The organism is Sphaerochaeta associata (assembly GCF_022869165.1).
In the GTDB taxonomy this organism is placed as follows: Bacteria; Spirochaetota; Spirochaetia; order Sphaerochaetales; family Sphaerochaetaceae; genus Sphaerochaeta; species Sphaerochaeta associata.
Window position 1 is genome coordinate 2,977,926 of sequence record NZ_CP094929.1, and the last position, 25,697, is coordinate 3,003,622.

Below are 25,697 nucleotides of genomic sequence, written 5' to 3' on the forward strand. Positions count from 1 at the left end.
GTTTCGTGTCGGCCCACCCTTGTAACATACGAGAATTATTTTGCCATATAGCGATCGTAGTTGGCCTGCTTGATGGCAATCGCCCGCTCGATACCGAAATTCTTCAGCTGCTTGACATACCCATCGAACTCATTGATGGAAATGGCACCGGTGATGAACTTCGACTCCATCTCATTGGCATAGGTCAATACGTTGTTCATGATTTTCGCCAATTCACTTGCTTCCTCGCTGGTTGCCGTCACCGGAGGCATGATGTACTTGCCGTAGTCGGTCTGGGCCCAAAGATTGATGGCCTCACTCAACTCGGGAATACTGTAATACTGCTCCAGATATCGTGGATCCTGGATAAAAGGTCCATTTACGCTTGAACGCATGTACATAGCCATCGCCTGACTGAGGGTGAGCCCATCCGCATTCTTGTAGATGACATCGGTATACTTGGGATATCCGTCCACCATGGTATACGTTACGCCTTCAATGCCGAAGTTGACCAATAGGTGTCCCGCTTCGGAGAAGTTGTAGTCCAGCAGTTTTGCAGCCGCTTCGACATTCTTGCTGCTGGAGGAGATTGCAGCCGACGGACCGGAGTTTGAGTAAATGTTCGACATCTTGGCAAACTTGGAATATCGGTCGGCCGAAGGAGAAAGGGGACGAGCGGAAACCATGTGCACTGAAGGATCGCTTTGCTGCATGGCAGGGAGCCATGTCCCGATTCCCGATCCACCCGGTGCATACGTAGCTCCACAGATGCTGTTCAATACCTTTACGGCCTGACTCTTCTTGTCAATGGAAAGATAGTCGTTGTCCAGCAGTCCTTCCCTGTAAAGTTTTGCTGTATAGGCAAGATACTCCTTGCGAGCGGGTTCTATCAGACCATTGCGAACAACTCCATTCTCAACATAGAAATCATCAAAACTGTCAAAACCCGGAGCGAGCACCCTGCTCACATGGTCCTTGCGAAGTGAAAGGGGGATCTTCACACCGATGCCTTGAAGAGCCTTCAAAGCGGTATACAGCTCATCAGGAGTACGGGGCGTCCGGGTGATACCGGCTTTTGACAACAGATCCGTTCTCCACACCCACCCTTCTGTGAAAAGAAGGTTGTTGTTCTCATAGCTTTCACCGCGAAGGAACGGGAAGCAGTAATAAGTGCCGTCATCGGTGCTGATCATTTTAGCGATATCGGGGTGCTCGTTCAAAAATTTGGTGATGTTCGGTGCATACTTTGCAAATACATCATTGAGGGGGATGATCACCTTGTCATCAAGGGCCGCCTGGGGACCGCCTGGATAGTCGATCCACTTGTACTCGATGATGTCAGGGTAGTTGCCGGATGCAATGAGGATGTTGAACCCTTCGGTCATTACACCATCGTTTGCAGCACTGACATGCTGGAACTCAATGGAGGTATTCGTCCTCTTCATCAACTCCTTGAAGTACTCGGTCTGGGAAAAGTCCTGTACCACCGAAGAGATATTGGGATTCAACGGCGCCCAGTACGTCAACTTGGTTTGCGCAGCAACCTCACTTTTCTTTTCGCTGACACCTGCAGCGAAAACCGTTCCCAGTACCAACGAGAGTACCAGAACCACACTCACAATCTTTTTCATTGTTTCCTCCTTTGGGAATACAAGCCAGAACCATTTATTCAAACAGGCACATGCCTGCATGTTACCGGGCATCGTCAAGGGACCAAGCCTCATACGCCTTCAGACAGCGTTCCATCAATGCAGGAACCACATACGTGCCATCCCCTTCAATCAGGTCATATCGTGCGTTGCAGGGAATCAAAGGCAGTTGCTGGGCAGCAAGAACCACTGCTGTATGGGAAGCTACACCATCGACGGTGCATACAGGTTTCTCATGGTCTCTCGTACAGGAAAGGGCGTCCATCAGCTTGTGCATAGTTGGATTCTGCCCCTCTTCGGCATACCGCTTGACCGTCCCATCACCGAACATGGCGGTAAATCCATCACCATCCAGCACAATGCGGCCCTTTTCAAACTCGAACTCCCCGATGGGGCCGACTTGCTTCTCCTGTACGCAATGACCGGTATAGTACAAGAGGGGGACCTCTTGTGTCGTTGTGATTCGAAGAGCGGCAGCGTCATACGTTTCCAAGGTCGGTCGTGCACGATAGCGAAAACCTTCAACTTGCCGGATGCCGGCAGAGTCGGTCAGCGACGCGCCCAACAGGAACAACATGGTCTGCAGCTGATGGGCGCAGGCATTGGACACAGGACTGTCATAAATCGGTTGTCCTTCGACCATGATCCTTCCCACCCAATTGTTGCGCTGGTAATACGCATCACCCCGACGCATGAATCGCAGTGCTTTCAATCGGACAGGCTTGCCGAACATACCCGAAAGCACATCCTGCTTGAGTGCAAGCAACCCACGGTCAAAGCACTGCTGAAAGCCGACGGCAATAAAAAGTCCGCTCTCTTTCTGTCTTCTCTGCAAATCAGCAAGTTGATGCTCATCCAGAACCACCGGTTTCTCACACAGCACATTGCACCCATGCACCAGAGCCTCAACAATATAGGCATAATGGGTATGAATGGGGCTGGATATGATCACGAGATCAAACTGATGCTCTGCGTACGCTTGGCAAGGGAACCCGTACTGTGCAACCCCGTGCTCGACGAACTGCTGCTGCAAGCCGCTTGTGGCAAGACAGGGGTCGGCGACGGCGGAAAACACTACCGCGTCGTCATGCATGCAAAGCAAGGCCTGGACATAATTCTTTGCATACCCGCCTGCACCGACAAGCAGCACCTTCACCGTTTTCATTGTTTCTCCCCGGAAAAAGCCGATGCAAGAATTGTTGCTTGCTCAACATGCAGGGCCTTGGTGGGACAAACCTGGAAACAATACCCACAACCAATACAGGCATCACGCTTGTGCGCCTTCCTTCCGACGAGCTCAATGCCTTCATGCCAACAAACATCAGCGCAGCGACCGCATCCTATGCAGAGCTCTTGCTCGACTTGGGCGGCCATATAGGCCGAACCGAGTCGGTTCTGCCGATCTTTTGCAAATGCATCGGGCATGGAAAACAACTTCAAGGCATCTCCCTTGAGACTGGGGATGTCGGTATACCCATGATCGTCCATCCATGCTCCCACCTGCTCGATCAAGCGCTTGCAGGCCTGGGGTCCTGCACTGCAGGCCAAGGTGCCCAGCTGGACAAGGTCACTGCCGGCCATGATTAATCTGATCGCCTGATCGAAGCTATAGACCCCTCCTCCGGCGAACATGGGGATGGTTATTCCCTTGGAGCGAGCCTCGGCCACGGTGTAACAGACGATGGGGTTCGCCTGGGTGCCCCCATAGCCGGCACCAGGTCTTGCTTGGGTCGTCTTCCAATCCAGATCAAAGTAAAAACCTTTCCAGCGAGCAGTGGGACCGACCGCTGAAGCCCCGGCAGCGACTGCATGACGCATGGAAGTCAGAGCATCACAACTTTCCACTGCCAGTTTCACCATGACGGGAACCGTAGGGACGGTCGCCCTGATCATCTGTGTACAGGAGCTTACGAGTTGGTAATAGTTGAATTGACGGTCTTTTGCTACCGCGACCCCGGGAGTATTGAAATGCAGTTCAAAGGCATCGGCTCCGGCAAGAGCCAACTCCTTGGCTTGCCGCTTCCATTCAGCCTCCCAGTTCCCACCCTTCACGATATCACTGTAATGCCCGATGGAGACCCAGAGTTTGATATCGCCATCCATTTGGGCCTTGATGGTTCTCACTTCCTCGCAATATGCTTCCAAGGTGGTGATGGTATCGGGGATCTGATTTCCGACAGCATGGCTGTGAAATGCCTGCTTCCCCTTGTATACGGCTTCGGCATCGGGATGGAAGAAACTTCCTCCTCCTGAACCATGCCCGTAATTCCGTAGTACGATTGCACCGGGGCGGCATGCGGCACTTTTAAGGACGTTGCGCGCCCCTTGTGTCGCAGGGCTGGATGCAATGACAAACGGGTTTATCATATCAAAGGCGTCACTGTATAGGTTGGCCATTTCTCTCTCCTATCTGGTTGTTTTTTTCTATCCATGCAATGAGGGTGTGTGCATCGTTCTTAAGCTGCTCAAGGCTGTCACCCTTCACAAATTCAAGCAGGGCAAACTTCGATTCCGATGATTGAAAAGCTGCCAGATACTGCATCCACTCGTCTGTTCCTTCCTCCAACGGCCTTCTTCCCTGCTCGTCCCAGTGGTAGACATGCAGATATTGCACAGCTTTCTTGAGGTTGCATAAACCTTCCAGTCGCTGTTGTACCGTTAGGTTCTGATGCGGCTGCCACAACGTTTTTAAATTGCTTCTTCCTACATCCGCTAGAAATGTTGCAGCCGTCTCATTGGTGTCGGTGATGGTGTTCTTATGCCACTCCAAGGCGACTTGCAACTGGTACTCCCCTGCCAGGTCGGCAACAGCTTTTGTTTCTGCAACCAAGAGCCTGTACGCCCCGTCGCTGACTTGGTTCGATGGCTTGTCCCCACCCCATATGCGGATCACCGGTGCCTGCATTTGCGCTGCAGCCTTGATTGAGGGAGTCGGGTCCAATCCCGTTCCGAGGCGAAAATAGGAACCATATCCGGCGACGACCAACCCTGATGCCCGGGTAAGGCGCCCGATCTCACCGGCACGTTGGAGGTCATCAGCCTTGATATGCCAATTCTCGCTCCACTCTATTGCCAAGAGACCCAACGCCTTTGCATATGTGATGATTTCTTCGGCGCTGCTGCGCTTGCAGGTAACGGAAACCAACCCGGGAACTATCATCCTATGCCTCCAACACACTCTTCCAAATGCCCTCGTCAACAGGAATGCCGAGCTCAAGATTCTCTTTTCGAACCTGCTGCATTCCCTGGCCGGGGTAGTGTACGGCAGTTCCTTCCTCCCTGCACACCGATGCCTGCAGATCCTCAAGGGTTGCTGCAATGTTTCGCTTGAGAGCCTGTCTGTCAGGAAATGAGGAGAGATTGATTGCAATGAAACACTGGCTGAGATTGGTTTCGACAGGCAGTTTTCCAATTTGGCAGGTGGAATTCCCTCCCGAAAGAGTTGCTGCGATGAGGTCCAGAGCCAAGGACAAGCCTGCCCCTTTCCAATACCCGATCGGCAGAACCTGATGGGTTTCAAGCACCTTGGCAGGGTCCCTGCTCAGATTTCCCTGAGCATCGAAACCGGCATCAACCGGACAAAGCACCCCTTCCCGCTTGTATTTCTCCAGTTTGCCGTAGCTGAACATCGACATCGCCACATCGAGCAGGACCGGTCCCTCGTCATGAGGAATCGCCGCCACCAGTGGATTGTTGCCAAGTTTTGCATCGGTACCTCCCCAGGCAGGCATATTGGGAACTGTATTCGTCCATAGCAATCCGATGCAGTCATGCTCACAGGCCAAGTGCCCGTAATTGCCCGGACGCATCCAGTGGTTGGTGTTTTTCAGGGCTACGATTCCCACCGTATGCTGTTTGGCAAGCCCAATCGCCCGCTTCATGCAGATCCATGCATTCAGGTTTCCAGGACCCTGCAGGCCATCCCATCGTTCCAGCATGCCGTAGGACTCAGAACATACAGCACGGGCATGGACTTTCACCGACCCGTTTTGGATGGAGGCGATAAATTTGGGAAACCTGTTCAGGCCATGGGTGTACACACCTTCCAACGAAGCATCGGCAAACAGTTTCGCACTCAAATCTGCATCGTCTCCGGTTATTCCATGCTTATGCAGCACCCGTACAAATTGTGCAACCATTTCATCATACATTACTCGCATGCTTGCTTACCCCTTTACCGCGCCGACCATGACGCCTTTTACAAAATACTTTTGAAGGAACGGATAGATGGCCAGGATCGGGGCGGTAGCCACCACGATTGTTGCATACTTGATCGTATCGCTGGCCATCGCCAAGCCTTCAGCACCACCGGCGCACATGACGCTGGTGTCATCCTGGATAAGGATTTCCCTGAGTATCAACTGCAATGGATATTGGAATTTCTTATGCAGGAAGATCATGGCGTTGAACCAGGAGTTCCAGTGATATACCGCATAATAGAGGGTGATGACTGCAACCGTCGCCTTTGTCAGCGGTGCCATGATGGAGAACAGGATTCGTGCATGGCCCGCCCCATCCATCATTGCCGATTCAGGCAGACTGTCGGGTACTGCCGCCATGGCGGTGCGCATGACAACCAAGTTGAATGTATTCATTGCGACCGGCAAGATCAACGCCCATCGGGAATTGGTCAATCCCAAGTTCTGTACGGTCAGGTAAAAGGGAATGGTCCCTCCCTGAAAGTACATGGTAAAGACAATCATCATAGTGAAAAACTTATTAAACAATACGCCTTTGCGGGAAAGTACATACGATCCGATGAGCGTAAGCACAATGTTCAAGGAGGTGCCCACCACCACGATGAACAAGGTGTTCATGTAGCCTGAAATGATATTGGGGTTCTTTGCAACCGCCTGATAGGCCTGCAGCGTAAACTTCTTTGGCCAAAGGAAAAGACCTTGATGCTTCATCACTTCCACTGGATCGCTCAGTGAAGCAAAGAGGATGTTGAGTATCGGCAGGATGATGCACAGGGACAATGCGGCGCACATTCCAATATTTACTGCATTGAAAACCTGTTCTCCCGGGGTTTGTCGAATTTTCATGATGGGTGACCTGCTCCTTACCAAAGGCTGTTTCCGCTCACATGCTTGCTGAGCTTGTTGGTGAACCACACCAGGAAGAAACTCACAATGGAGTTGAACATCCCTACTGCAGCTGAATAACTCCAGTTCATTTCCAAGAGGCCCTTCCTGTACACATAGGTTGAGATGACATCCGCAACCTCATAGGTCAGGGGGTTGTACATGAGAATGATTTTTTCATAGCCGACATTGAACATTTTCCCTACCTGCAGTATCAGCATGATGATGATGGTGGGAAGAAGGCAGGGCAATGTCACCGACAAGAGCTGACGAAACTTGTTGGCGCCGTCAATCCTAGCCGCTTCATACAACTGTGCATCGATGGCGGTCAAGGCTGAAAGGTACACAATGGAGTTCCACCCGATGTTCTGCCAGACATTGGAGATGATGTACAATGGAATGAAATACTGCTTCTCATTGAGCATGGTCGTCGGTGCAATACCGAACAGGGACAGGAACTGGGGAATGACCCCGTCCCGGCACGTAAGGTCCATCATGATCGATACAACCACAACAATTGAGATGAAGTGAGGGATGTAGGTGATGGTCTGTACGGCTCTGGAATAGAGCTTGCTGGACAACTCATTGATGAGAAGTGCCAGGATGATCGGCATGGGGAAAGTGAAGAGCAGGGTCAGAAAACTTATCCGCAGCGTATTCATCAAGACTCTTTGGAAGTAATAATCGGTGAAGAAGTCCCGAAAATGCTGAAGCCCCACCCACTTGCTGCCCAAAAATCCAGTGCTTGGCTTATAATTCTGAAAGGAAATCACCAGGCCGAGCATCGGCCCGTATTGGAACACCACATAGTATACGAGTACAGGAATGAACAGTGCATACAGCGTTTTGTTCTGCTTCCAATCTCTTTGCAATTTTGCTGAAAGCGGCAAATTACAGGTTGCCGACACTTCAGATGTACGTTGCTTCATGAAACCTCCAAGTTCCGTCAAGTCACTCATCATTGTTCTCATGCATCCGGAAATCTGTAAATTGACAGTTCGAAAACCCATATGCCAAAATTTTCCAGCCGATATTCCTCTCGTCGTCTTTCCAGTTTTTACTTGTTCCCTTATCGTGGTTTGCAATTTCCACACACAGTATTGAAGAATTTGGCACAGCAGAAAAATGTGTCGCATCGGCCTCATGCTTGTCCATTGACCCGCTCTTTCCGCTCTTTTATGCTTGAAACCGATATCCATGCCGCTATCTCAAGCCAGCATACGTCTCACGCTAAAGGACTCCCACCCATGATCGAAAACCCCGTTCTCAAAGGCTTCAATCCTGATCCATCCATTTGTTACGCTGATGGTTGCTACTATATTGCGGTGTCAACCTTCGAATATGTTCCCGGTGTTGCGGTGTATGAAAGCACCAATCTGGTTCAATGGACGTACTGCACGTCGATTCTGACAGAGCCGGAGCACCTGGATCTGGCCGGGTGCAACAACAGCAGCGGCATCTATGCACCGACTTTGAGGTTTCATGCCGGTCGGTTTTATTTGGTGACCACAAACAAGCATAAGAAAAGTAATTTCCTGATGACAAGCACCTCCATCAAGGGTCCCTGGAGCAAACCTATGCACATCTGTGAAACAGGAATAGACCCCTCTTTGTTCTTCGATGAGGATGGTCGATGCTTCTATACTTCCAACGGGATGTTCAATGGGAAAAAAGGTATCCATGGTGCTTATCTTGACTGCTCGACAGGGACATTGCTTGAACCGATGCAGCTACTCACCGCCGGAGTAACCGGATGTGCGACCGAAGCCCCTCACATCTACTTTCGCAACCAATGGTACTATCTGTTGATTGCAGAAGGTGGAACCGAATACGGGCATCACTGCCAAGTTTTCCGTTCTAAAAACCTGCAAGGCCCATACGAGGAACATGCATCCGCCCCGATCCTTTCCCATGTCCATAGGAAGGGCCACCCCATCCAGGCAACAGGGCATGCCGACTTGTTCTGCACTCCCGACGGGCAGTGGTTCGCCGTCTTTCTGGGTGTCAGGGTATTCGGCAAGGCACTGCTGCATAATCTGGGCAGAGAGACCTTTTTGGCTCCTGTGAGCTGGATCGATGATTGGCCGATCATTGGAAGCCAGGGTCATGTCGAGCTCTCCTACCCGCTGCTTTATGATACTTCAAGACAAAGGCCTGAACTGCTGGTCGATTTCTCCCGTCCGCTTGCAGAGTATCCGCTGCTGAAGGTACGACTTCCCAAATCCGATTGCTATGTACAGATTGAAGGGAATCTCCTACTCTGTGGAGAGGATGAGCTGGGAACAAGCCTGGGCAACCCCACCCTTCTGGCACTGAGGCAGACATCGTTCCGCTCTACGTTCACGTGCAGGCTTTCTCTTACCGACCTCCAAGGAAAAGCGGGTTTGGTTGCATGGTACAACAGTGATTATCATTGCAAACTAGTCGTCCAGCGGATATCCGATGATTGCTTGCACATCTCCCTGGTCAGGCACATCCATGACATGGAAGCTGCAACCAACTCCCTGCTGTTGCGCTGCGAAGGGACCGAGGTGACACTATCCTGCACAACCGACACCACCTCATACCAATTTTTTGTAGGGGACACACTCATCGGTTCAGCATCCATCGCTTCCTTCTGCAGTGAGACCACCATGTATATGAGCTTCACCGGTACCTTGTTGGGCATCTTTGCAGAGCAAGGCAAGGCAACATTCCTTTCGAGCATGAGCTTGATCGATCATGATTGAAAAGGGGTCTTCCATCCTTGACAAACATTGCCCCTAGGGAAATGATGAACCATCATCATGCAACAGGTAATCATCCTCCATAATCACATCCCCCAGAACGCCCCAGAGGACGTACTGGACATTCTCCGTCAAGCCCAATGGATTGAAGAAATCCTTAGACAAAAAGGATATTCGGTGACACTGCTCCCCTACTCTCTCTCTGCTCTCGAGCAGCTGGATAAGAACGTCGTTGTCTTCAATCTCGTAGACTCGGCACCCGGGGAGGAGATGCTCTCCTACCTGGTCCCGGGAATACTTGAAAGCCTTAAGCTGAAGTATACCGGTTGTTCCCTGGCAAATCTCTTCTTGACAACCAACAAGGTACTTGCCAAGAAGCTGATGGCCGAGCATCATCTGCCGACTCCCGCCCCATACAGCAAGGAGAGCGAAAAAGGGCTGTACCTCATCAAACCCACCGCCCAGGACGCTTCAGTAGGCCTTGACGAACACTGCCTTGTCGAACACGCAGAGGTTCAGACGAGGCTGAAAGAGAAGGAAGCCCAAATAGGCTGCCCCTGCTTTGCCGAACAGTACATCGACGGCAGGGAGTTCACCGTCTGCATGTACGGCACGAGGAAGGATGTGCACATCCTCCCCCCCTATGAGTGGGTGTTCAATGAGTATGGGAATCGGGCCAAAATCATCACCTACGATGCCAAATGGACCGAGCAGACGTTCGGGTATGAGCACATCAGTGCAAAATACACCCACGACGAGGCTGACAAACCCCTCATCGTGCAGTTGGAACATCTTGCAAAGGATTGCTGGAAGGCCTTCGACCTCAACGGTTATGCACGGGTGGACTTTCGCATCGATGCAAGCCATCGGCCGTTTATTCTAGAGCTGAATGCAAATCCGAGCTTCTACGGTTTCTACCATCTGGCCCAGGAGTGGAACTTCAGCTTTGAGGATCTGATTGTATCATTGGTTAACCAAGCCGCTATTTTATAAATACTTGTCCACCCAGACCAAGCTCTCAAGCTCAAACCCTTCAGCTTTATAGAGGCTCTGCGCCCGCTCATTCCTTGGATGGGTCACCATCGCAAGGTAGGTGCAGCCGCTTTCCTTCGCCCAACGTTGGACTTCCGCCAACAGATGCGTCCCCAAGCCGTGGGCTCTAGCCTCTTCTGCAACATAGAGCTCATTGAGCCACAGGTAGTCACCCCCGCTTTCCAGCCCGCAGCAGACATTGCCGAAGGCTATACCGACCGCCTTATCCTGCAAATAGGCCACCCAAAGGACTGCACGGCTTTCCGGTTTCATTGCATTTGAGAGGACGGCCTCAATGTCATGCTGATCCGGCTCATATCCGATGAACGTCAGTTGATGTCTCACAAGGATGCGTACACCTTCGATATCACTGATATCAGAGGTGTGTTGGAAGCTCCGAATTTCAATGTCCATGCCTTACCACCCTTTGACGTACAGCAGCTTGTCATCGCCGGGAGCGTAATAATCTTTCAGCTGCCCTTCCAACATATATCCATGACGGGTGTAGAAGCTTCGGGTGGGGACATAAAGAGGCTGTGAGGAGGTCTCGATGTAGATGCGCCTGCCTCCCCTGCGCTCGATCTCCACCTCGGTCTGCCTGAGCAACTGTGCTCCGATACCCTGCCGTTGGTACGCAGGGTCGACTGCTATCCAGTACAGGTCGTAACTGAATTTGGTACCAGGAATGGGCCCGAAGCAGGTATACCCGAGCACCTGCTCCCCTTCTTGGGCGAACTGGAAAAAGTAGAGGCTCGCCTCTCCTTGCTCGAGTCGTTCGCGTACCAGCGATACGCCGACCTCCTGCTCCTCTTCATTGAAGAAGCCTGAGTTTTTCAAGATGGAGGCTACAGCCTCCATGTCCTTCTCTATGGGTTGTTCACGAAACTGCATCATCGACTCCTGAGCAACTGCTCGATGACCTCACAATAGGTCATGCCTGCTTGCGAAGCGGCAGCGATGAAGCCGCTGTCGGCAGTTATGCACGGATTGCTGTTCATCTCCAGGATGAACGGCCTATTCTGCTCGTCAACTCTGAAATCGACGCGGGCATACCCACTGTTCCCAAACAGTGTATATACCGCTTGGGCAAGCCGTTTCAGCTCTTCGATCAAACCCTGCTCCTGTGCAGGGAAGATGTAGGAGCGCTGGGTATGCTGGTAGGCAAATGATTGCGGCAGCCACTTCGCCTCATACCCTACAATCTTCACCTTTTCTTTCGGGTAGTCGACAAAACGCATCTCACAGACCGGCAACACCCTGCCTCCCGGCAGGATGGAGAGATTGAACTCCCTGCCGTCGATATACCGTTCTGCAAAATGATCGGGATGGTCAATCAAGTACGAAGCAAGCTCACCAGCTTCAGCAAACGTCCTCACCGAAGCATCGCTGATACCCACCGACGCTTCTTGGGCGATGGGCTTGATCATCAACGGGACGCCAAGGAAGCTTGAGCCGCCATGGCCTTCCTCCAGCCACGGGGGAGTGGGAAGACCTGCCAAGTCCAGTTGTTTCTTGGCAACCACCTTGTCCCCTGTCACCGAAAGCGTATAGGCACCACCCCCGCTGCAGGGAATGGAGAGGGACTGGCACAACAGGGGAACCAGATGTAAAAGACGGCTTGAGCTGAGATTCTCCACCAGATTGAACACAAGATCGCACCCCGATTTCTCAATGCGGCGGGCAGTGAGAATCAGGTTCAAGGAGAAGGCCGCCACTTCGACGGTATGACCAAGGCGGATCAGAGCTTTCCTGACCGCCTTTACTTGGGCGATGGTGTCCGCCTCATCCTCTCGCATGCCGCTTCTTCGAACATCGGTGAGAATCAGAACCTTCATAGGCCAAGCCTCTTTTGGGCCGAATGCACAATCCTTGCGATCAGCTCATCGTAGGAGAGCCCATGCATCCTGCTCAGAATCGGAAGGTCGGAATCGATGGGATGAAGACCGGCAAGGGGATTCACTTCCAAGAAGTGCACCACCCCTTTCTCGTCCATCTTCACATCGACTCTCCCTCCGTCCCGACACCCGAGCGCTTGCCAGGCCGCCAAGGCGACTGCCTCGCAGGCTTTCCATGCAGCTGCTTCAGGCTTCTCATAACGGGTCGTGGTCACATACTCCTGTTTGGTCTTGTAGGAGTAGATGCCTCCGTCGCTCTGGTGATCGATGATGATTTCCATCACGCCGGTACTCACCGCATCATCACCGGTTCCGGTGATGCCGACGGTGAACTCCCTGCCGCTCAGGTACGTCTCAACCAAGACCGGCTGCTCATAGGCAGCCAGCATGGCTTGGGAAACGCTCTTAAGCTGCCCCGGATTTGTGACTTTACTGGAAGCGGTGATCCCGATGCCGGTTCCACCGGCAACCGGCTTGAGAAAGAGCGGATAGGGAAGATCGACTTTCTTGTAGTCCTCTGGATGAGAGAGCGTACAAAAGTCAGCGGTTGCCACCCCGGCCTTTCTCACCACATCCTTGGTGAAACCTTTATGCAGGCAGATTGCCAGCACAAACCCTTCACTGAAAACATAGGGGATCTGATAGGCGTCCAGGAGGGCCGGAATCTGGGACTCACGCAACAGGCCGAACAACCCTTCTGCGATGTTGAACACCAGATCCCAACGCCTGCCCTCGGCAAGCCTTGCCACCAAGGCCTTCACGTTGCCGATTCGCACCGTCTGATGCCCGAGTTTCTGCAAGGCGGCATCGATGGCATCGATAGTGACAAGGCTGTCGCACTCGGCAACCGACTCCGGCTCATAGCCTTCCTTCAGGTAGTCGTCCTTCAGGTCATAGGTCATTCCGATCAGCACGTTGCAGTCTCCCTTGCAGTGGGATAGGAGAACACCTTTCCCTCATAGTTTCTGAGGTACAGGTGCTCGTCATCCTGTCCTACTTCATACTGAGGGAGAATGGGGACCTTCCCGCCACCTCCGGGTGTATCGATGACGTACTGGGGAATGGCATACCCGCTGGTAAAGCCCCTCAGCCCCTGCATCAACGCCTTACCCTTGTCCACAGTCGTCCTGAAGTGCTCGGAGCCCGAAATCGGATCACACTGGAAGAGGTAGTAGGGTTTCACCCTGGCTCGCAGCAGCTTGTGAAACAAGTCGGTCAGAATCGGTACCGAATCATTGACACCTTTGAGCAGAACTGTCTGACTGCCCAAAACAACACCTGCGTCAGATAATGCATTGCAGGCTCTTGCGGCTTCTGCTGTCATTTCATCGGGATGGGTTGCATGGATGCTCATGTAAATGGGTTTGTATTTTCGCAGAACGGCAAGCAGGCCTTCATTGATTCTCTGCGGCATGACCATCGGCACCTTCGTACCGATGCGTACCATCTCCACATGTTCGATGCCGGTTACCTCAGAGAGCAGGTAATCGAGCATTTCATCGGAAAGGGTAAGAGGATCGCCGCCGCTGATGACCACGTCACGCACCTCAGAGTGTTCTCTGATGTACTCCAACGCTTTTCCCCAATGGTTCTGCAGAGCCTCGGTGTGACCTCCGACCATCCGCGATCGGGTACAGTACCTGCAATAGGTGCTGCAAAAGCTGGTGGTCAAAAAGAGCACCCGGTCGGGATAGCGATGCACCAACCCCTGTACGGCGGTGGTGTGCTCCTCGGCCAGAGGATCTGAGCTCTCGCCTTTTCCCACATACGACTCCTCGATGGAGGGTATGACGGTCCTGCGAATGGCGTTATTCACATCATTCGGATCGATGAGGCTGAGATAGTAGGGGGTTACCGAGAAGGGAAACAAGGTATCCGCACTCGCCAAGGCTTCACGTTCGCTTTGTGTGGGAGTGAGGAACCGACAGAGGTCGGTGTAGGTGGTGATTCGATGAAAAAGCTGCCAGTGCCAGTCATTCCACATCGCATCGGTCGCGTCCGGGAAGTAGTGCTTCCTGAACTCTTCGATCCTGCCTTCCAGAGGAAATCTCGACTCATGAAGGCTGCCGTTCTGGTGATGGGGTTTCGGTGCAACCGAGGCTGCACCGCTCCGTATAAGCGGAGGCTCGACATCATCAATAATAACACGCTCGTTAGTATTGAACTGTCCCATAAAAATCGTCCTTGACGACCACACTCACGGTCCTTTCGACTCTCCGTGTTCGTCAGCATCAGTGTATCACCAAGGCAAAAAAAGGTCGCTATATTTTGCGTATTTTTCTGCATGATTTTACAGGTATTTTATGCACGACGGCTCGACCGAAAAGGGATCATATCAAACGAGAGAGAACCACAAAAATCTGCTCGGATTTGCCTGCCTTCACAAGCAAGGTGAACATGTCGATTTCTGTTTCCTTCCTTCATCCTCTCTGCTACCATCTACCCATTACAGAGGAAGCAGCATGAGAAAATGGAATGTCTTCCACCCAGAACGGTTCCAAGGATCCAAGAAAAAGAACAACTATTTTGAAGGTTGGTACTTCAAGATCGCCATGCACGATGAGGTACTGTGCCTCATTCCCGGTATCTCCCTCTCCTCGGATCCTCATGCCTTCATTCAGGTTGTCTCAAGCACCCGGAACAAACCGTGGTATGTACGTTTTCCACTCTCAACATTCTCTGCTGACAAGGACAGCTTTCTCATTCACATCGGCGAGAACTCGTTCAGCAGGGAGGAGGTGCATGTCCGACTCAAGGACGTGGATCTTGACTTGCAAGCAGACTTCTCGTTTACCGAGTTAAAGAAGTATCCTGTCACCCTCACCAGTCCCGGCATCATGGGCTGGTATGCCTATGTGCCGAAGATGGAGTGCCTGCACGCCGTCGTAGCCACCACCTGCTCGGCATCAGGTACGTTTATGCTCAACAGCCGCAGTGTCGAATTCGAACATGCAAACGGGTACATGGAAAAGGACTGGGGATCCTCGTTTCCCAAAGCCTATCTTTGGATGCAGGCCAATTCATTCTCCAGAGAAGGAGTATCAGTCATGCTCAGCATCGCCCATATTCCCTTCCACGGCCTCGCCTTCATTGGGTTTTTGGGCTTTGTGCAACTGAAAGACTCCCTGATCCGCTTCGGAACCTACTCCCGCGCGCGCTTCGTAATTCAGCATGCAACAGAAACCCACATCGAGGCGGTGATCATCACCAAGAAACACCGCCTGACCCTCAGAGGCGCATTGGGAGGTGCAAGCGGTCTTGCCGCCCCTAAAGAAGGAAGTATGGAGCGTACCATCTATGAAAGCATTGACGGGACACTGTATCTCCGACTTGAGACCGCCCAAGGGGACTTGCTCGTTGAGGATACCAGCATTCATGCAGGTTTGGAGTTCAGTGAAGCAGCCAAGTTGATGGATGGCAAGCAGAAATTATAGTATAGTGGGTGTATGACAGACATCACACACATTATCCAAACCTTTCAAGAGAACTATATGGTCTCCTTTTTCATGCTCATGGGAACGCTGTTGGTACTGCTTGCGGCGAATGCAATCCTGGGCAAGCGCATCAAGAAGCTTGAGAGCATGAAAATGCAGGACGAAAGGAGCGTAAAGGCCCCTGCTCTGCCCATGCTGCGCTTTATCAAGCGCATCGCCATCCCCCTGCTCTTCCTCGCTTCCCTCTCCGTCTTTCTGAATAGTGTTTCGTTCGCAGAGGGCATACAGAGAGTGGTTCAGATTATCTTTGCCGTAATCATGACCATCATCATCGTTCGGTCGGTCAACAAAGCCCTTGAACTGAGTTTCTCCAAGTATTTTGAGAAGGAGTATGCAAACCGCGAGCATGAGAAGAACCTCAAGCCGCTGCTCTCCTTTGTCAAGCTCCTATTATGGGTGATAGGTTTTCTCATCCTTATCAGCAACCTGGGCTTCAACATCACCACAGCCCTTGCAGGACTGGGAGTCGGCGGTATCGCGGTAGCCATCGCCGCCCAGGGCATCCTGGGAGATTTGTTCAGCTACTTTGTGATTTTCTTCGACCATCCCTTCGCCCTCGGTGACTTCATCGTCTTCGGTGACAAGTCGGGTATAGTCGAACGGATCGGCATCAAGAGCAGCCGCATCAGGGTCCTCAGCGGAGAGGTTCTCATTATCTCCAACTCCGATCTGACCTCAAGCAGGATTCACAACTACAAGCAGATGCAACGAAGACGTGTGATCTCCTCCATATCAGTTCCATTTCACACACCTGAGGAGAAGCTGAAAAGGATTCCTCAGCTCATCAAGGACATACTGGCATCAATTCAGGTTGTTGAAGGGGTTGTCTGCGACAGGTCGCACTTCCAAAGCATCGGCTCTTCGGCTTTCATCTTTGAGACCGTATATTATATACCTGCCCCAGAATACGTTGCCTTCATGAACGTACAACAGGAATTCAACCTCAGATTGGTAAAAACCTTCCGAGAGGAGGGCATTGAATTTGCTTACCCGACGCAACGAATCCTTTCGCCAGATCAGATGACCTGAACCTCGCCCTCCTCTTCCTTATCCACACTCAGGATGCGGTCCATCTCATCATGGACTGCCTGGGTGTAGGGACCGAAGTCGAAGAGGGTTCTAAGCCGTGAGAAGAGCGGCCGTACAAAATGCCTGAGCTGGCTTCTGTCCTTCTCAAGGGTGGATTTGCTTTGCAACACCATCACCGTAACTGCAGAAGGAGAGTTGTAGGAGCCTACCTCCACAAAGCCGAACTTCTTGTACAACTTGATCGTCTTCTCATCATCGGCAAACACATCGATGATCAACTCCTCCACCCCTGTCGCCCGGGCGAGCAAGAATACTAAAATGATCAAGCCGATGGAAGCGGAGGTGTTGCGCATCTCCGGAAGTACGGCAAGGCGAATGATCTCAGCCGCTTTGCGTGTCTTGAGAACCGACTGGATATCGAAGTACTTGGAGATGGGAAGCGGCCAGAAGTGTTCGCTGGTCATCAGCGAGACGGTTCCTACCGGATGCAGACCCCGGAAGGCAAGGATGTGCATCGCCTTCTCATCCACCTTGCGGTGAATCGACTCCTCAAGATAGCCCTTCTCGCCCACCAGCACCTTGCGTTGGATGAAGAATACGTCGTTCATGCCGTTTTGGTCGGTCACCAGCTGGAAACGTATGTTCTCCTTGTTCTCCTCATTGAGGGCGAAGATGGTGGTGAACTCAGAACCCACCTGCTCTTCACTCTTGACCCTGATGCGTCCCCCCATTTTTTCTACGATGTTGTAGCAGTTGGAGAGCCCGAGACCTGTGCCGCTGCCAGGGGCCTTGGTGGTGAAGAACGGGGTGAATATCTGGCTCATATGCTTTTCGGATATACCGCAGCCGGTATCGCCGACCTTCACCTGGACAAATCCATCCTTTTCCACGCAACTGAGGGTCAACTTGCCGTTGCCGTCCATCGCCTGGATGGCGTTGACGATGAGGTTGAGGAAGAGTTGCTGCAATTCGCCCTCATTGGCTTCAATGGAAGGAAGCGCATGGTAGTTGCGCTCAACACGAATATTCTGTGAATCGACGCCGCGCAGTGCCAGACGAAGGGAGAACTCCAACACCCTGACCAGTTCCACCTGCTGGGTCTGCTTCACCTCTTCCTTACGGCTGTAGATGGAAAGTTCCTTGATGACATCGCTTGCCGTCTTGGAGTAGGTCAGGATATCCTGGACATACTCATGGTGCGGACTTTGCTCTTCCATCTCGCTGAGCATGATCTCGGCAGTCCCGACGATACCTGCAAGCGGATTGTTCAGCTCATGGGCGATGCCGGCGGCCAGTGTTCCGATACCAGCCATCTTCTCGGTCCGCACCAGCTCCTCCTGCATGTGTTTCTGCTCGGTGATGTCGTTGATGATCTCGATGAAAACGCTCTTGCTCTTGTCAGGGGAGCGGACCGAATGGAACTGAAATGAGAAGACTTGGTCGGCCACATCGGCCTCTGTCTCCTGCAATACCCCGGTGTGCAGGCATTCAAGACCCTGACAGAACGGACAGGGACGGCTGCGGTGGAAGAATGCACGGTAGCACTTGCCGCCGATGAGCGTCTGGCGGTCCTGTCCGAAGAAGTTAACCGCAGCCGTATTTGCCTCTTGGATGGTATAATCGATATCGATCAGGCAAACCGGGGAGGCAATCCCGTTGAAAATGGCTTCCAGCTTGTTCTTGCTCATGGTCAGTTCATCACCTTGGATGCGCAGCTGCTCAAATGAAAGTGCATTCTCCAAGGAGAGACTGCTCTGGGCGGCAAGGATTTCCAACGCCTCACGCTCGATTTCACTGATCAAGGCCTTGGCATGGTCGTAGCCGATGAGGATGTAGCCGGCGATCTGCTTGCGGAAAACCAAGGGGATGAGCACATCAGCCGGGGGAAGGGAGTTGCTGACCTCCATGCGCTGCTCGTCGGGATTCACACTGATGACCGAACTTTGGTTCTCCTTCTTATACAACTCGAGTTTCTGCTGTACCTCATCGGAGAATGAGAAGGAGACTTCCTGGCCGATTTTGCAGGGGGTTGGACAGTTGTTGTGGGCCACCAGGAAAAACTTCTGACTCTCGTCATTCCGTTTCGCCACAAAGACTACCCACTCGGTTTTCAGCCCCGAACTCAAGCTCTTGACCACCTCGTTGCCAAGGTCGTGGAGGTTGACGATGGTAGTAAGCCGTTTGCTCAGGTTCTTGATCGTCGTCTGATAGGGATGGCGCTTGGGAATAATGACGACATCGACAATATAGGAGAGCAGGTTGCGCAGTGGATGAATGATCAGAACCGTAGCAACTCCGAGGATGAACGAGAGCTGGAAGATGTTGCCCGGGTCGAAGTTGGAGTTGTTCATCTGGATGAAGGAGAAGATCAGTAAATACACCACCGAGGCAGCTGCCGCGAGTATGGTGGAGTAGATGATGGAGAGCCCCAGACGCGAGTAGTTGATCAGCTTGTACTTGTAGATGGTGTAGAACAGGAGAACGGCGTTGATGGTGGCGGCAAAAATATCGATGGGATAGCGACCGAGCTCGGGAAAGACGTTCATGAAAATGCCGATGAGCATGATGGCCACACCGATCAGGGGAAGGGCGAGATTCTTGTGAAACCCTTGGCTGGAGCGTCGTTTCGCCCCGAAGAGCAGCATAAGCAAGGTGAAAATCAGATAGACGTAGCTTAACGAGTATGCAGAGAGAGCTCCAGGAGCGAGCTTATAGTAGAATAAATTATCCGCAGTAAAACCTACATCGCTGACGATATTTCCGGAGAAATTGAGGTACATCAGGGGGATGATCAGCAGGTAACTGAGCTTGATGATGACAAAAATCGTCCGTTTTTGTATTTCCAGGATGTCGACAACAAAGCTGCACAGGGCGTAGGGAACCGAAAGAAGGCCGATGAGCATGATACGGTTCCAGAACAGGGGCGTATACAACGGGCTGTTGAGGTGCATCATCATCGAGCCGAAGCTCCAGATGGAGACAAAAATCATGTAGAGCTGGAAGGACCAATAGAAACGATCTTTCTTGTATTGGAGAAATCCGAATATGACAAATGACACATATAAGATAAACGCTACCGCAGGGATGATGGTCGAGACATCAATAATCATGGGGATTCCTCGTTTTTTCTTTCACTTACGTAAAATTTGTATTAGTATAAAGTCAATTTATGAACTTAATCAAACTATTTCTGCTGGGAGCATGCGGGTATTTGCTTGCAGCCCTATACGATATTGCGTTGCTGTATAAAAAAACCTGGCTTGTCAGGCTTTTGTATGCAGGCTTCTTCCTGACAGGACTTCCGTTTGTCTTCTTTTTCTTTCTCCATACTTCCCCCCACCCTGTTGCTCTGCAAGTCGTCCTTCTGCTTCTGATGGGCTTTTTCCTGCTGCTGACCATCTATTCGGTCCTCTTGGAGCTCCCCTTGCACGGGGACGGGACACTCTATACCAAGGGAACGTACAGCATATGCAGGCATCCGGGTTTTCTTTGGTATTCTCTTTTCACCTTGTTGACCGCCTCATATTTCTGGTATGCTCCACTTGCTTGGGTGTGCCTCGGATACATATGCTGCAATCTCGCCCTTATAACGTTGGAGGATTTGGTGCTGTTTCCCAGAATGTTCACCCAATATGAGTCCTATAAAAAGACAACACCTTTCCTCATCCCCTTTTAGGGCTGGCGGAACCGGAGAAGCTCGCAATGACTAGACATATTGTTACTACTGATGATGATCCTGCTATCCGTAAAATTCTGCAAATCATGCTGCGCAAAGAGGGGTACCTGGTGACTGCCTGCGAGGAGGGCAACGCTCTTCTGAACCTTCTCAAGGGTAGTGAGAACTCCATCGACCTTATTCTGCTGGATATTAAAATGCCGGGGTTTTCAGGACTTGAGCTGCTGGAGATGATTTCAGCAAGCTATCCCCAGATTCCCATCATTATGATCACCGCCTTCAACGACCTCGATACCGGCATGCGTGCCATCCGCCTCGGCGCCGCCGATTACCTGGCAAAGCCGGTGCACCGCGAGGCTCTGCTTGCCACCGTCAAGCGCGTGCTTGAACAGGCCGAGAAAGAGCGGCAGTTGCTGGAAAAGCAGTTCAAGTCTCAGCATCAACAGGCGTTGCTGGAAACCGAGCTCAAGGAGGTTCTCATCTCCCTCAAGGACACGACCATGGCTACCTTGGAAGCGTTCAGCGAAACCATCGAGCAAAAGGATTCCTATACGAAGGGGCACTGCAACCGGGTGCGCAACCTAGCTGTCGCGCTGGGCAGGGTACTGAACCTTCCCGGTGAGACTCTGGATATTCTTGAAGGTGGATCACTGCTCCATGACATCGGCAAGATCAGCATTCCTGAAGACATTCTCAATAAGGACACCTCGCTCAGCGAAGAGGAGTATGCGATCATCAAGACTCATCCGGAAGCCGGGCAACGCATCGTAACACACCTTCCCTACCTCAAGCGCTACATCCCCATTGTACGCAACCATCACGAGCGAATCGACGGGCTGGGATACCCCGATGGGCTGAAGGGTGAGGATATTCCCCTTGAAGTGAGAATCGTCAGTCTTGCCGATGCCTATGATGCCATGACCAGCAGCCGGGCCTACCGGGCCGCCCTTCCCACCGAGATTGCCATTGAGGAGCTCAAGTTCTTCAGCGGAACTCAGTTCGATACCGATTTGGTAAATATTTTCATCGAAAACGAGTTATATCTGCTCTAGTGGGCTGTAAACACCAGTACTTGAATATTTGCTTCGAGCGAAAACGGTGAGTAGCAAGGCCAAGAAGGAGAAGATATCTACGATATCTGATCCGACGAGAACGCTGCTACCCGGCGTTTGGGCCGAAGAAAATTAAAGAAATATGATTTACAGCCCACTAGACCTATGTGCCAAATCGAGCGAGACTGAGACAAGGAGGCTTTTTATGGCGGATCCTTGGTATGTCTCTCTGTTCAAGAATTATGCCGAGCACTACGACAACGAATCCTTCACCCAAGGTACGCTTGGTGAGTGCGACTTCATCGAACAGGAATTGGGCTATGACAAGAGCCTTAGTATTCTCGATGTAGGCTGTGGAACCGGCAGGCACACCATCGAGTTGACCAAGCGCGGCTATAGGGTGACAGGAATCGATTTAAGCGAGGCGCAGCTCAGACGCGCCAGAGAAAAGGCGGCCAAGGAGATGCTGGACATCACCTTCCTCCAAGCCGATGCCCGCCGTTTACCCTTTGAAAGTCGATTCGATGCCGCCATCATGCTCTGCGAAGGCGGCTTCTGCCTGATGGAGACCGACGAGGAGAATGAGGCAATACTTGTCAGCATTGCAAGAGCACTGAAGGATGACGCCCTTCTTCTCTTCACCGCCCTCAACGGACTGTTCCCGCTCACCCACTCCCTGACCGAGTTCTACGGCAACGTCGATGATGCAGGCTCGGCATGCCAAGAGAACCACTTCGATGCAATCAGCATGCGCGACAGTAATACAACCATCTTCACCGATGACGATATGATCGAGCACAGCGTCAGCAGCACCGAACGTTTCTACATTCCCAGTGAGATTCAGGCGATGCTTCAAAAGCTTGGGTTTTCGACCATAGAATTCTTTGGTGCAACACTGGGTTCTTTCAGCAGGGATAAGCCGTTGACCAGCGATGATTTTGAATTGCTGGCTGTTGCAAAAAGAAAGCTTGCTTCCAATACCCTGCTCAGTCTCTACACCAAAAGCCTTCAGTCGGGCATGCATCAGAGGGCTTATCGTATGGTTCTCTCCTTCCTAATCACTTTGCAGTCAGCATTGCAAGAGGATTTTCCCCAAGCAAAGGTCACGTCTCTCTATCAGGGGTATCAGGATATGAGTTATATAGCCCTCGTTCCCAAAGCATTTGAACCTCTTGGACTGAAGCTTGCCGTCGTTTACCTGCACAGGGAGAACTCTTTCGAGTTCTGGTTGGCTGCCAGGAACCGCAGCCTGCAGGATGTTTGGAGGGAGAAGCTCAGAACCAAGGTGCATGAGCCTTATACCTTGGTTGAGAAGGGCAAGGGCATCGATGCCATTGTCAGCACCACGTTCGATGGTGAAATTTCCTTCGACAACCAAAGCAGGCTGATCGCCCGATTATGTGATACAATACAGGCGATGCTTTCGGATCTGGACGAACTACTGCAGTAGGAGTTGGGTATGTGGGACGCTGGAAGGTGGTATGAGCAATTCGAAAAGGCTTCTCGCGAGCAGGACTATGACAAGCTGCATGCTCTGCGGCGGGATGTGTTTCTCGATACCGTCGGGGATGTAAGGAAGGGATTTTATACGTCCTCCGGCGGGAAAAAACGTATCTTTGGTGATGAGAAGCCGATGCTTGAAGGTTCAGTCCTCTACCAGAATGAGCTGAAGGCGAACCGACACGAAGAGAAGAAGAGCTCCGTCGTAGAGGTAAGACAACTCGATACTCTGCAGGCCGCCAGGTTGTTGGAAAACCCTCTGGTGCTGAACATGGCCAACCGCCACCAGCCCGGCGGAGGAGTACTCAGCGGGGCAGGAGCCCAGGAGGAGTATCTCTTTCGAGTTTCCAACTACTATCGTTCGCTCTACCAATTCAGCGATATCGGCCTCTCTTTCGACGTCCCTAGACGACAGGAGTCCTATCCGCTGGACCGAAACCATGGCGGTGTCTACTCCTCTCATGTCGCGGTGTTCAGAGGAACGGAACAGGAAGGTTATCCCAAGCTCGAACACCCGTCGGTCTTCTCGTTCGTGGCGGTGGCGGCGATCAACGAGCCCAACTTGATGCGGGACCACAACGACCACTACTGGCTTGAGGACTCCTTCATCGAGCCGACCAAGCGAAAAATCAGGACCATATTCAATATCGCCCTCGTCCATGACCATGAGAACTTGGTGCTCGGGGCTTTTGGTTGCGGGGCGTTCAAGAATCCACCGAACCATATCGCACGGTTGTTCAAGGAGGTTCTTGAGGAACCTCTCTACAAGAACCAATTTTCGCATATCATCTTCGCAATTCTGGATAATCATAATTCATACAGGTATTTCAACCCTGAAGGCAATTTCAAACCATTTCAGCAGGTGTTTGAACCCATCCAAGGACGTTAGACATGCCATTTTTTCTCATCAAAGGTGACATTACCACGCTTTCGACGGACGCCATCGTCAATGCAGCCAATACCGAGCTTAAGATGGGTGGTGGGGTGTGCGGCTCGATTTTCAAGGCTGCAGGCAGAGAACAGATGGAAAATGCCTGTTCAGCCCTCGGCCCCATCAAAACCGGGGCGGCGGTTATCACCCCGGCTTTCAATCTCAAGGCAAGGTATGTCATCCATACAGCCGGTCCTGTCTACAGGGACGGAAAGAGCGGCGAGGAAGCAGAGCTTCGTGCCTGTTACACAAACAGTCTTGCACTCGCAAAGCAACACCGATGTAGAAGCGTCGCCTTTCCTCTGATCAGCAGCGGCATCTACGGCTATCCGAAGGAAAAAGCCGTCAAGGTGGCAACTGATGCAATCCGAAGCTTCCTCAAGGACTCTGACATGGAAGTCTCCTTGGTACTCTTCGATCGGACACAGATACACACACCCCTGCTCAATGAGGTGCAGAAATACCTTGATGCGGCATATGATCCATCGCAGGCCCGATCATTGCTGGATGAAGAGCTGCAGGCTCTACACCATGTCTTTGAGCCGGTGACAGGGGCACCAATGCAAGATGGTTTACAGGCCATGTTGCAAAACCTTGATGAACCATTTTCTGATACGCTGTTACGAATGATCAGGGAACAAGGCAAATCAGAAGTGGAAGTCTACAAGAGGGCCAATCTCGACCGCAAGCACTTCTCCAAGATCAGGAGCGGCAAGGGCTACCTGCCAAGCAAGAAAACAATTCTAGCCCTCGCCCTGGCACTGGAGCTGGACATACAGGATACGGCCTGGCTGCTTGAGCGTGCCGGCTATGCTCTCTCGCCTGCAAGCAAGTTCGATGTCATTGTCGAATATTTCATCAAGGAACAGATCTACGACATCTTCGCAATCAATGAGGTGCTGTTCAGTTACGACCAACCGCTGCTTGGCAGCTGAAAATGTCGCTTTCCAAGTGACCGCCTTGCATGAAGGAAATGGTACTCCTTAGGGGCCTAAGGAGGGCGTTCACATGCAAACTGGATTAACGGAATTGGTTTTCATCCTGGACAAGAGTGGTTCGATGAGCGGTTTGGAGTCCGATACCATCGGAGGGTTCAATGCGATGCTGGACAAGCAGAAGAAGGTTGAGGGAGAATGCTTCATAACGACGGCTCTCTTTGACAACACGTATGAACTGCTTCATGACCATCTCCCGATCAAAGCGGTTAATCCTCTTACGGAGAAGGAGTATTGTGTGGGCGGCAGTACTGCGCTGCTTGATGCCATCGGTCGGACGGTGCATACAATAGAGAATGTTCAAAGGCATATGAAAGCAGAGCAGATCCTGATGGTCATCATCACTGACGGGCAGGAGAATGCAAGCAGGGAGTACAGCTCTGATGCGATTAAGGAAATGATCAAGGCAAAACAGCAAGAGAAGTGGGAGTTCCTCTTCCTTGGTGCAAACATCGATGCGATAGAGACTGCTTCCCACTTCGGCATCCAAGCTGACCGGGCTCAGAGCTTTCATGCCGACAGCGAGGGGATTCAGGTCAACTTCAATGTTGTCTGTGATGCGGTCAGCAGCGTCAGGACATACAAGAAGGTTCCCGAGAACTGGAAAGAAGGGATCAAGCAGGATTTTGAGAAGCGCCGAAGCAAGAAGCGGTGA

General features: G+C 51.9%; 24 protein-coding genes. 10 read left to right on the forward strand and 14 right to left on the reverse strand.

Annotated elements, in window-relative coordinates; all coding sequences use genetic code 11:
• Positions 1-35: 35 nt before the first annotated feature.
• The 8 genes from MUG09_RS13725 to MUG09_RS13760 all read right to left on the reverse strand — a co-directional run bounded on the left by MUG09_RS13725 (position 36) and on the right by MUG09_RS13760 (position 7,867).
• On the reverse strand, positions 36-1,610 hold the full coding sequence (locus MUG09_RS13725; protein WP_244772005.1) for an extracellular solute-binding protein: 1,575 nt from the start codon (positions 1,608-1,610) through the stop codon (positions 36-38).
• Between the two features lie 61 nt (positions 1,611-1,671).
• A complete protein-coding gene (locus MUG09_RS13730; protein ID WP_244772006.1) occupies positions 1,672-2,793 on the reverse strand; it encodes a Gfo/Idh/MocA family protein in 1,122 nt (373 codons plus the stop codon).
• Entirely contained in the window at positions 2,790-4,025 is a 1,236-nt protein-coding gene (locus tag MUG09_RS13735; protein ID WP_244772007.1) for a 4Fe-4S binding protein, read from the reverse strand. The genes MUG09_RS13730 and MUG09_RS13735 overlap by 4 nt, the downstream gene beginning before the upstream one ends.
• Complete coding sequence (locus MUG09_RS13740; RefSeq protein ID WP_244772008.1) at positions 4,006-4,788, reverse strand: sugar phosphate isomerase/epimerase family protein; 783 nt, start codon at positions 4,786-4,788, stop codon at positions 4,006-4,008. Before MUG09_RS13740 ends, MUG09_RS13735 begins: the two co-directional genes overlap by 20 nt.
• Before the next feature lies 1 nt (position 4,789).
• Entirely contained in the window at positions 4,790-5,788 is a 999-nt protein-coding gene (gene yiaK, locus MUG09_RS13745; RefSeq protein ID WP_244772009.1) for a 3-dehydro-L-gulonate 2-dehydrogenase, read from the reverse strand.
• A gap of 6 nt (positions 5,789-5,794) precedes the next feature.
• Entirely contained in the window at positions 5,795-6,673 is an 879-nt protein-coding gene (locus MUG09_RS13750) for a carbohydrate ABC transporter permease (RefSeq protein WP_244772010.1), read from the reverse strand.
• 17 nt (positions 6,674-6,690) lie between these two features.
• Positions 6,691-7,641 carry an ABC transporter permease gene (locus MUG09_RS13755; protein WP_244772011.1) on the reverse strand — a complete coding sequence of 317 codons (951 nt, stop codon included), beginning with the start codon at positions 7,639-7,641 and terminating at the stop codon, positions 6,691-6,693.
• 22 nt (positions 7,642-7,663) lie between these two features.
• Positions 7,664-7,867 (reverse strand): hypothetical protein, encoded by a 204-nt coding sequence (locus MUG09_RS13760; RefSeq protein WP_244772012.1) that lies wholly within the window; start codon positions 7,865-7,867, stop codon positions 7,664-7,666.
• A gap of 92 nt (positions 7,868-7,959) precedes the next feature.
• On the opposite strand from MUG09_RS13760, the gene MUG09_RS13765 reads away from it, so the two are divergent.
• Entirely contained in the window at positions 7,960-9,441 is a 1,482-nt protein-coding gene (locus tag MUG09_RS13765; RefSeq protein WP_244772013.1) for a glycoside hydrolase family 43 protein, read from the forward strand.
• Between the two features lie 57 nt (positions 9,442-9,498).
• On the forward strand, positions 9,499-10,431 hold the full coding sequence (locus MUG09_RS13770) for a D-alanine--D-alanine ligase family protein (RefSeq protein WP_244772014.1): 933 nt from the start codon (positions 9,499-9,501) through the stop codon (positions 10,429-10,431).
• Here the strand turns inward: MUG09_RS13770 and MUG09_RS13775 are convergent.
• Genes MUG09_RS13775 through MUG09_RS13795 form a run of 5 tightly spaced genes read right to left on the reverse strand, consistent with a single transcriptional unit; the run spans position 10,426 to position 14,538 of the window.
• On the reverse strand, positions 10,426-10,884 hold the full coding sequence (locus tag MUG09_RS13775; RefSeq protein WP_244772015.1) for a GNAT family N-acetyltransferase: 459 nt from the start codon (positions 10,882-10,884) through the stop codon (positions 10,426-10,428). The two genes, MUG09_RS13770 and MUG09_RS13775, sit on opposite strands and share 6 nt — an antisense overlap.
• A gap of 3 nt (positions 10,885-10,887) precedes the next feature.
• Positions 10,888-11,361, reverse strand: a complete 474-nt coding sequence (locus tag MUG09_RS13780) for a GNAT family N-acetyltransferase (RefSeq protein ID WP_244772016.1) — start codon at positions 11,359-11,361, stop codon at positions 10,888-10,890.
• The gene (locus MUG09_RS13785) at positions 11,361-12,305 is read right to left on the reverse strand and encodes a D-alanine--D-alanine ligase family protein (protein WP_244772017.1); all 945 of its coding nucleotides are present in this window, start codon (positions 12,303-12,305) and stop codon (positions 11,361-11,363) included. Before MUG09_RS13785 ends, MUG09_RS13780 begins: the two co-directional genes overlap by 1 nt.
• Positions 12,302-13,279, reverse strand: a complete 978-nt coding sequence (locus MUG09_RS13790) for a D-alanine--D-alanine ligase family protein (protein WP_244772018.1) — start codon at positions 13,277-13,279, stop codon at positions 12,302-12,304. Before MUG09_RS13790 ends, MUG09_RS13785 begins: the two co-directional genes overlap by 4 nt.
• A complete protein-coding gene (locus MUG09_RS13795) occupies positions 13,273-14,538 on the reverse strand; it encodes a KamA family radical SAM protein (protein ID WP_244772019.1) in 1,266 nt (421 codons plus the stop codon). The genes MUG09_RS13790 and MUG09_RS13795 overlap by 7 nt, the downstream gene beginning before the upstream one ends.
• A 289-nt stretch (positions 14,539-14,827) precedes the next feature.
• Between MUG09_RS13795 and MUG09_RS13800 the strand changes: the two genes are divergently transcribed.
• Positions 14,828-15,799, forward strand: a complete 972-nt coding sequence (locus MUG09_RS13800) for a tocopherol cyclase family protein (RefSeq protein ID WP_244772020.1) — start codon at positions 14,828-14,830, stop codon at positions 15,797-15,799.
• Positions 15,800-15,811: 12 nt separating this feature from the next.
• Entirely contained in the window at positions 15,812-16,888 is a 1,077-nt protein-coding gene (locus MUG09_RS13805; protein WP_244772021.1) for a mechanosensitive ion channel family protein, read from the forward strand.
• Here the strand turns inward: MUG09_RS13805 and MUG09_RS13810 are convergent.
• Complete coding sequence (locus MUG09_RS13810) at positions 16,876-19,998, reverse strand: GNAT family N-acetyltransferase (protein WP_244772022.1); 3,123 nt, start codon at positions 19,996-19,998, stop codon at positions 16,876-16,878. The two genes, MUG09_RS13805 and MUG09_RS13810, sit on opposite strands and share 13 nt — an antisense overlap.
• A gap of 59 nt (positions 19,999-20,057) precedes the next feature.
• On the opposite strand from MUG09_RS13810, the gene MUG09_RS13815 reads away from it, so the two are divergent.
• The 6 genes from MUG09_RS13815 to MUG09_RS13840 all read left to right on the forward strand — a co-directional run bounded on the left by MUG09_RS13815 (position 20,058) and on the right by MUG09_RS13840 (position 25,697).
• Positions 20,058-20,564 carry a hypothetical protein gene (locus MUG09_RS13815; RefSeq protein WP_244772023.1) on the forward strand — a complete coding sequence of 169 codons (507 nt, stop codon included), beginning with the start codon at positions 20,058-20,060 and terminating at the stop codon, positions 20,562-20,564.
• A gap of 26 nt (positions 20,565-20,590) precedes the next feature.
• On the forward strand, positions 20,591-21,616 hold the full coding sequence (locus MUG09_RS13820; protein WP_244772024.1) for an HD domain-containing phosphohydrolase: 1,026 nt from the start codon (positions 20,591-20,593) through the stop codon (positions 21,614-21,616).
• Positions 21,617-21,821: 205 nt separating this feature from the next.
• Positions 21,822-23,066 carry a class I SAM-dependent methyltransferase gene (locus MUG09_RS13825; RefSeq protein WP_244772025.1) on the forward strand — a complete coding sequence of 415 codons (1,245 nt, stop codon included), beginning with the start codon at positions 21,822-21,824 and terminating at the stop codon, positions 23,064-23,066.
• 9 nt (positions 23,067-23,075) lie between these two features.
• The gene (locus MUG09_RS13830) at positions 23,076-24,005 is read left to right on the forward strand and encodes a TIGR02452 family protein (RefSeq protein WP_244772026.1); all 930 of its coding nucleotides are present in this window, start codon (positions 23,076-23,078) and stop codon (positions 24,003-24,005) included.
• Between the two features lie 2 nt (positions 24,006-24,007).
• Positions 24,008-24,982 (forward strand): macro domain-containing protein, encoded by a 975-nt coding sequence (locus tag MUG09_RS13835; RefSeq protein WP_244772027.1) that lies wholly within the window; start codon positions 24,008-24,010, stop codon positions 24,980-24,982.
• 73 nt (positions 24,983-25,055) lie between these two features.
• Positions 25,056-25,697, forward strand: a complete 642-nt coding sequence (locus MUG09_RS13840) for a vWA domain-containing protein (protein ID WP_244772028.1) — start codon at positions 25,056-25,058, stop codon at positions 25,695-25,697.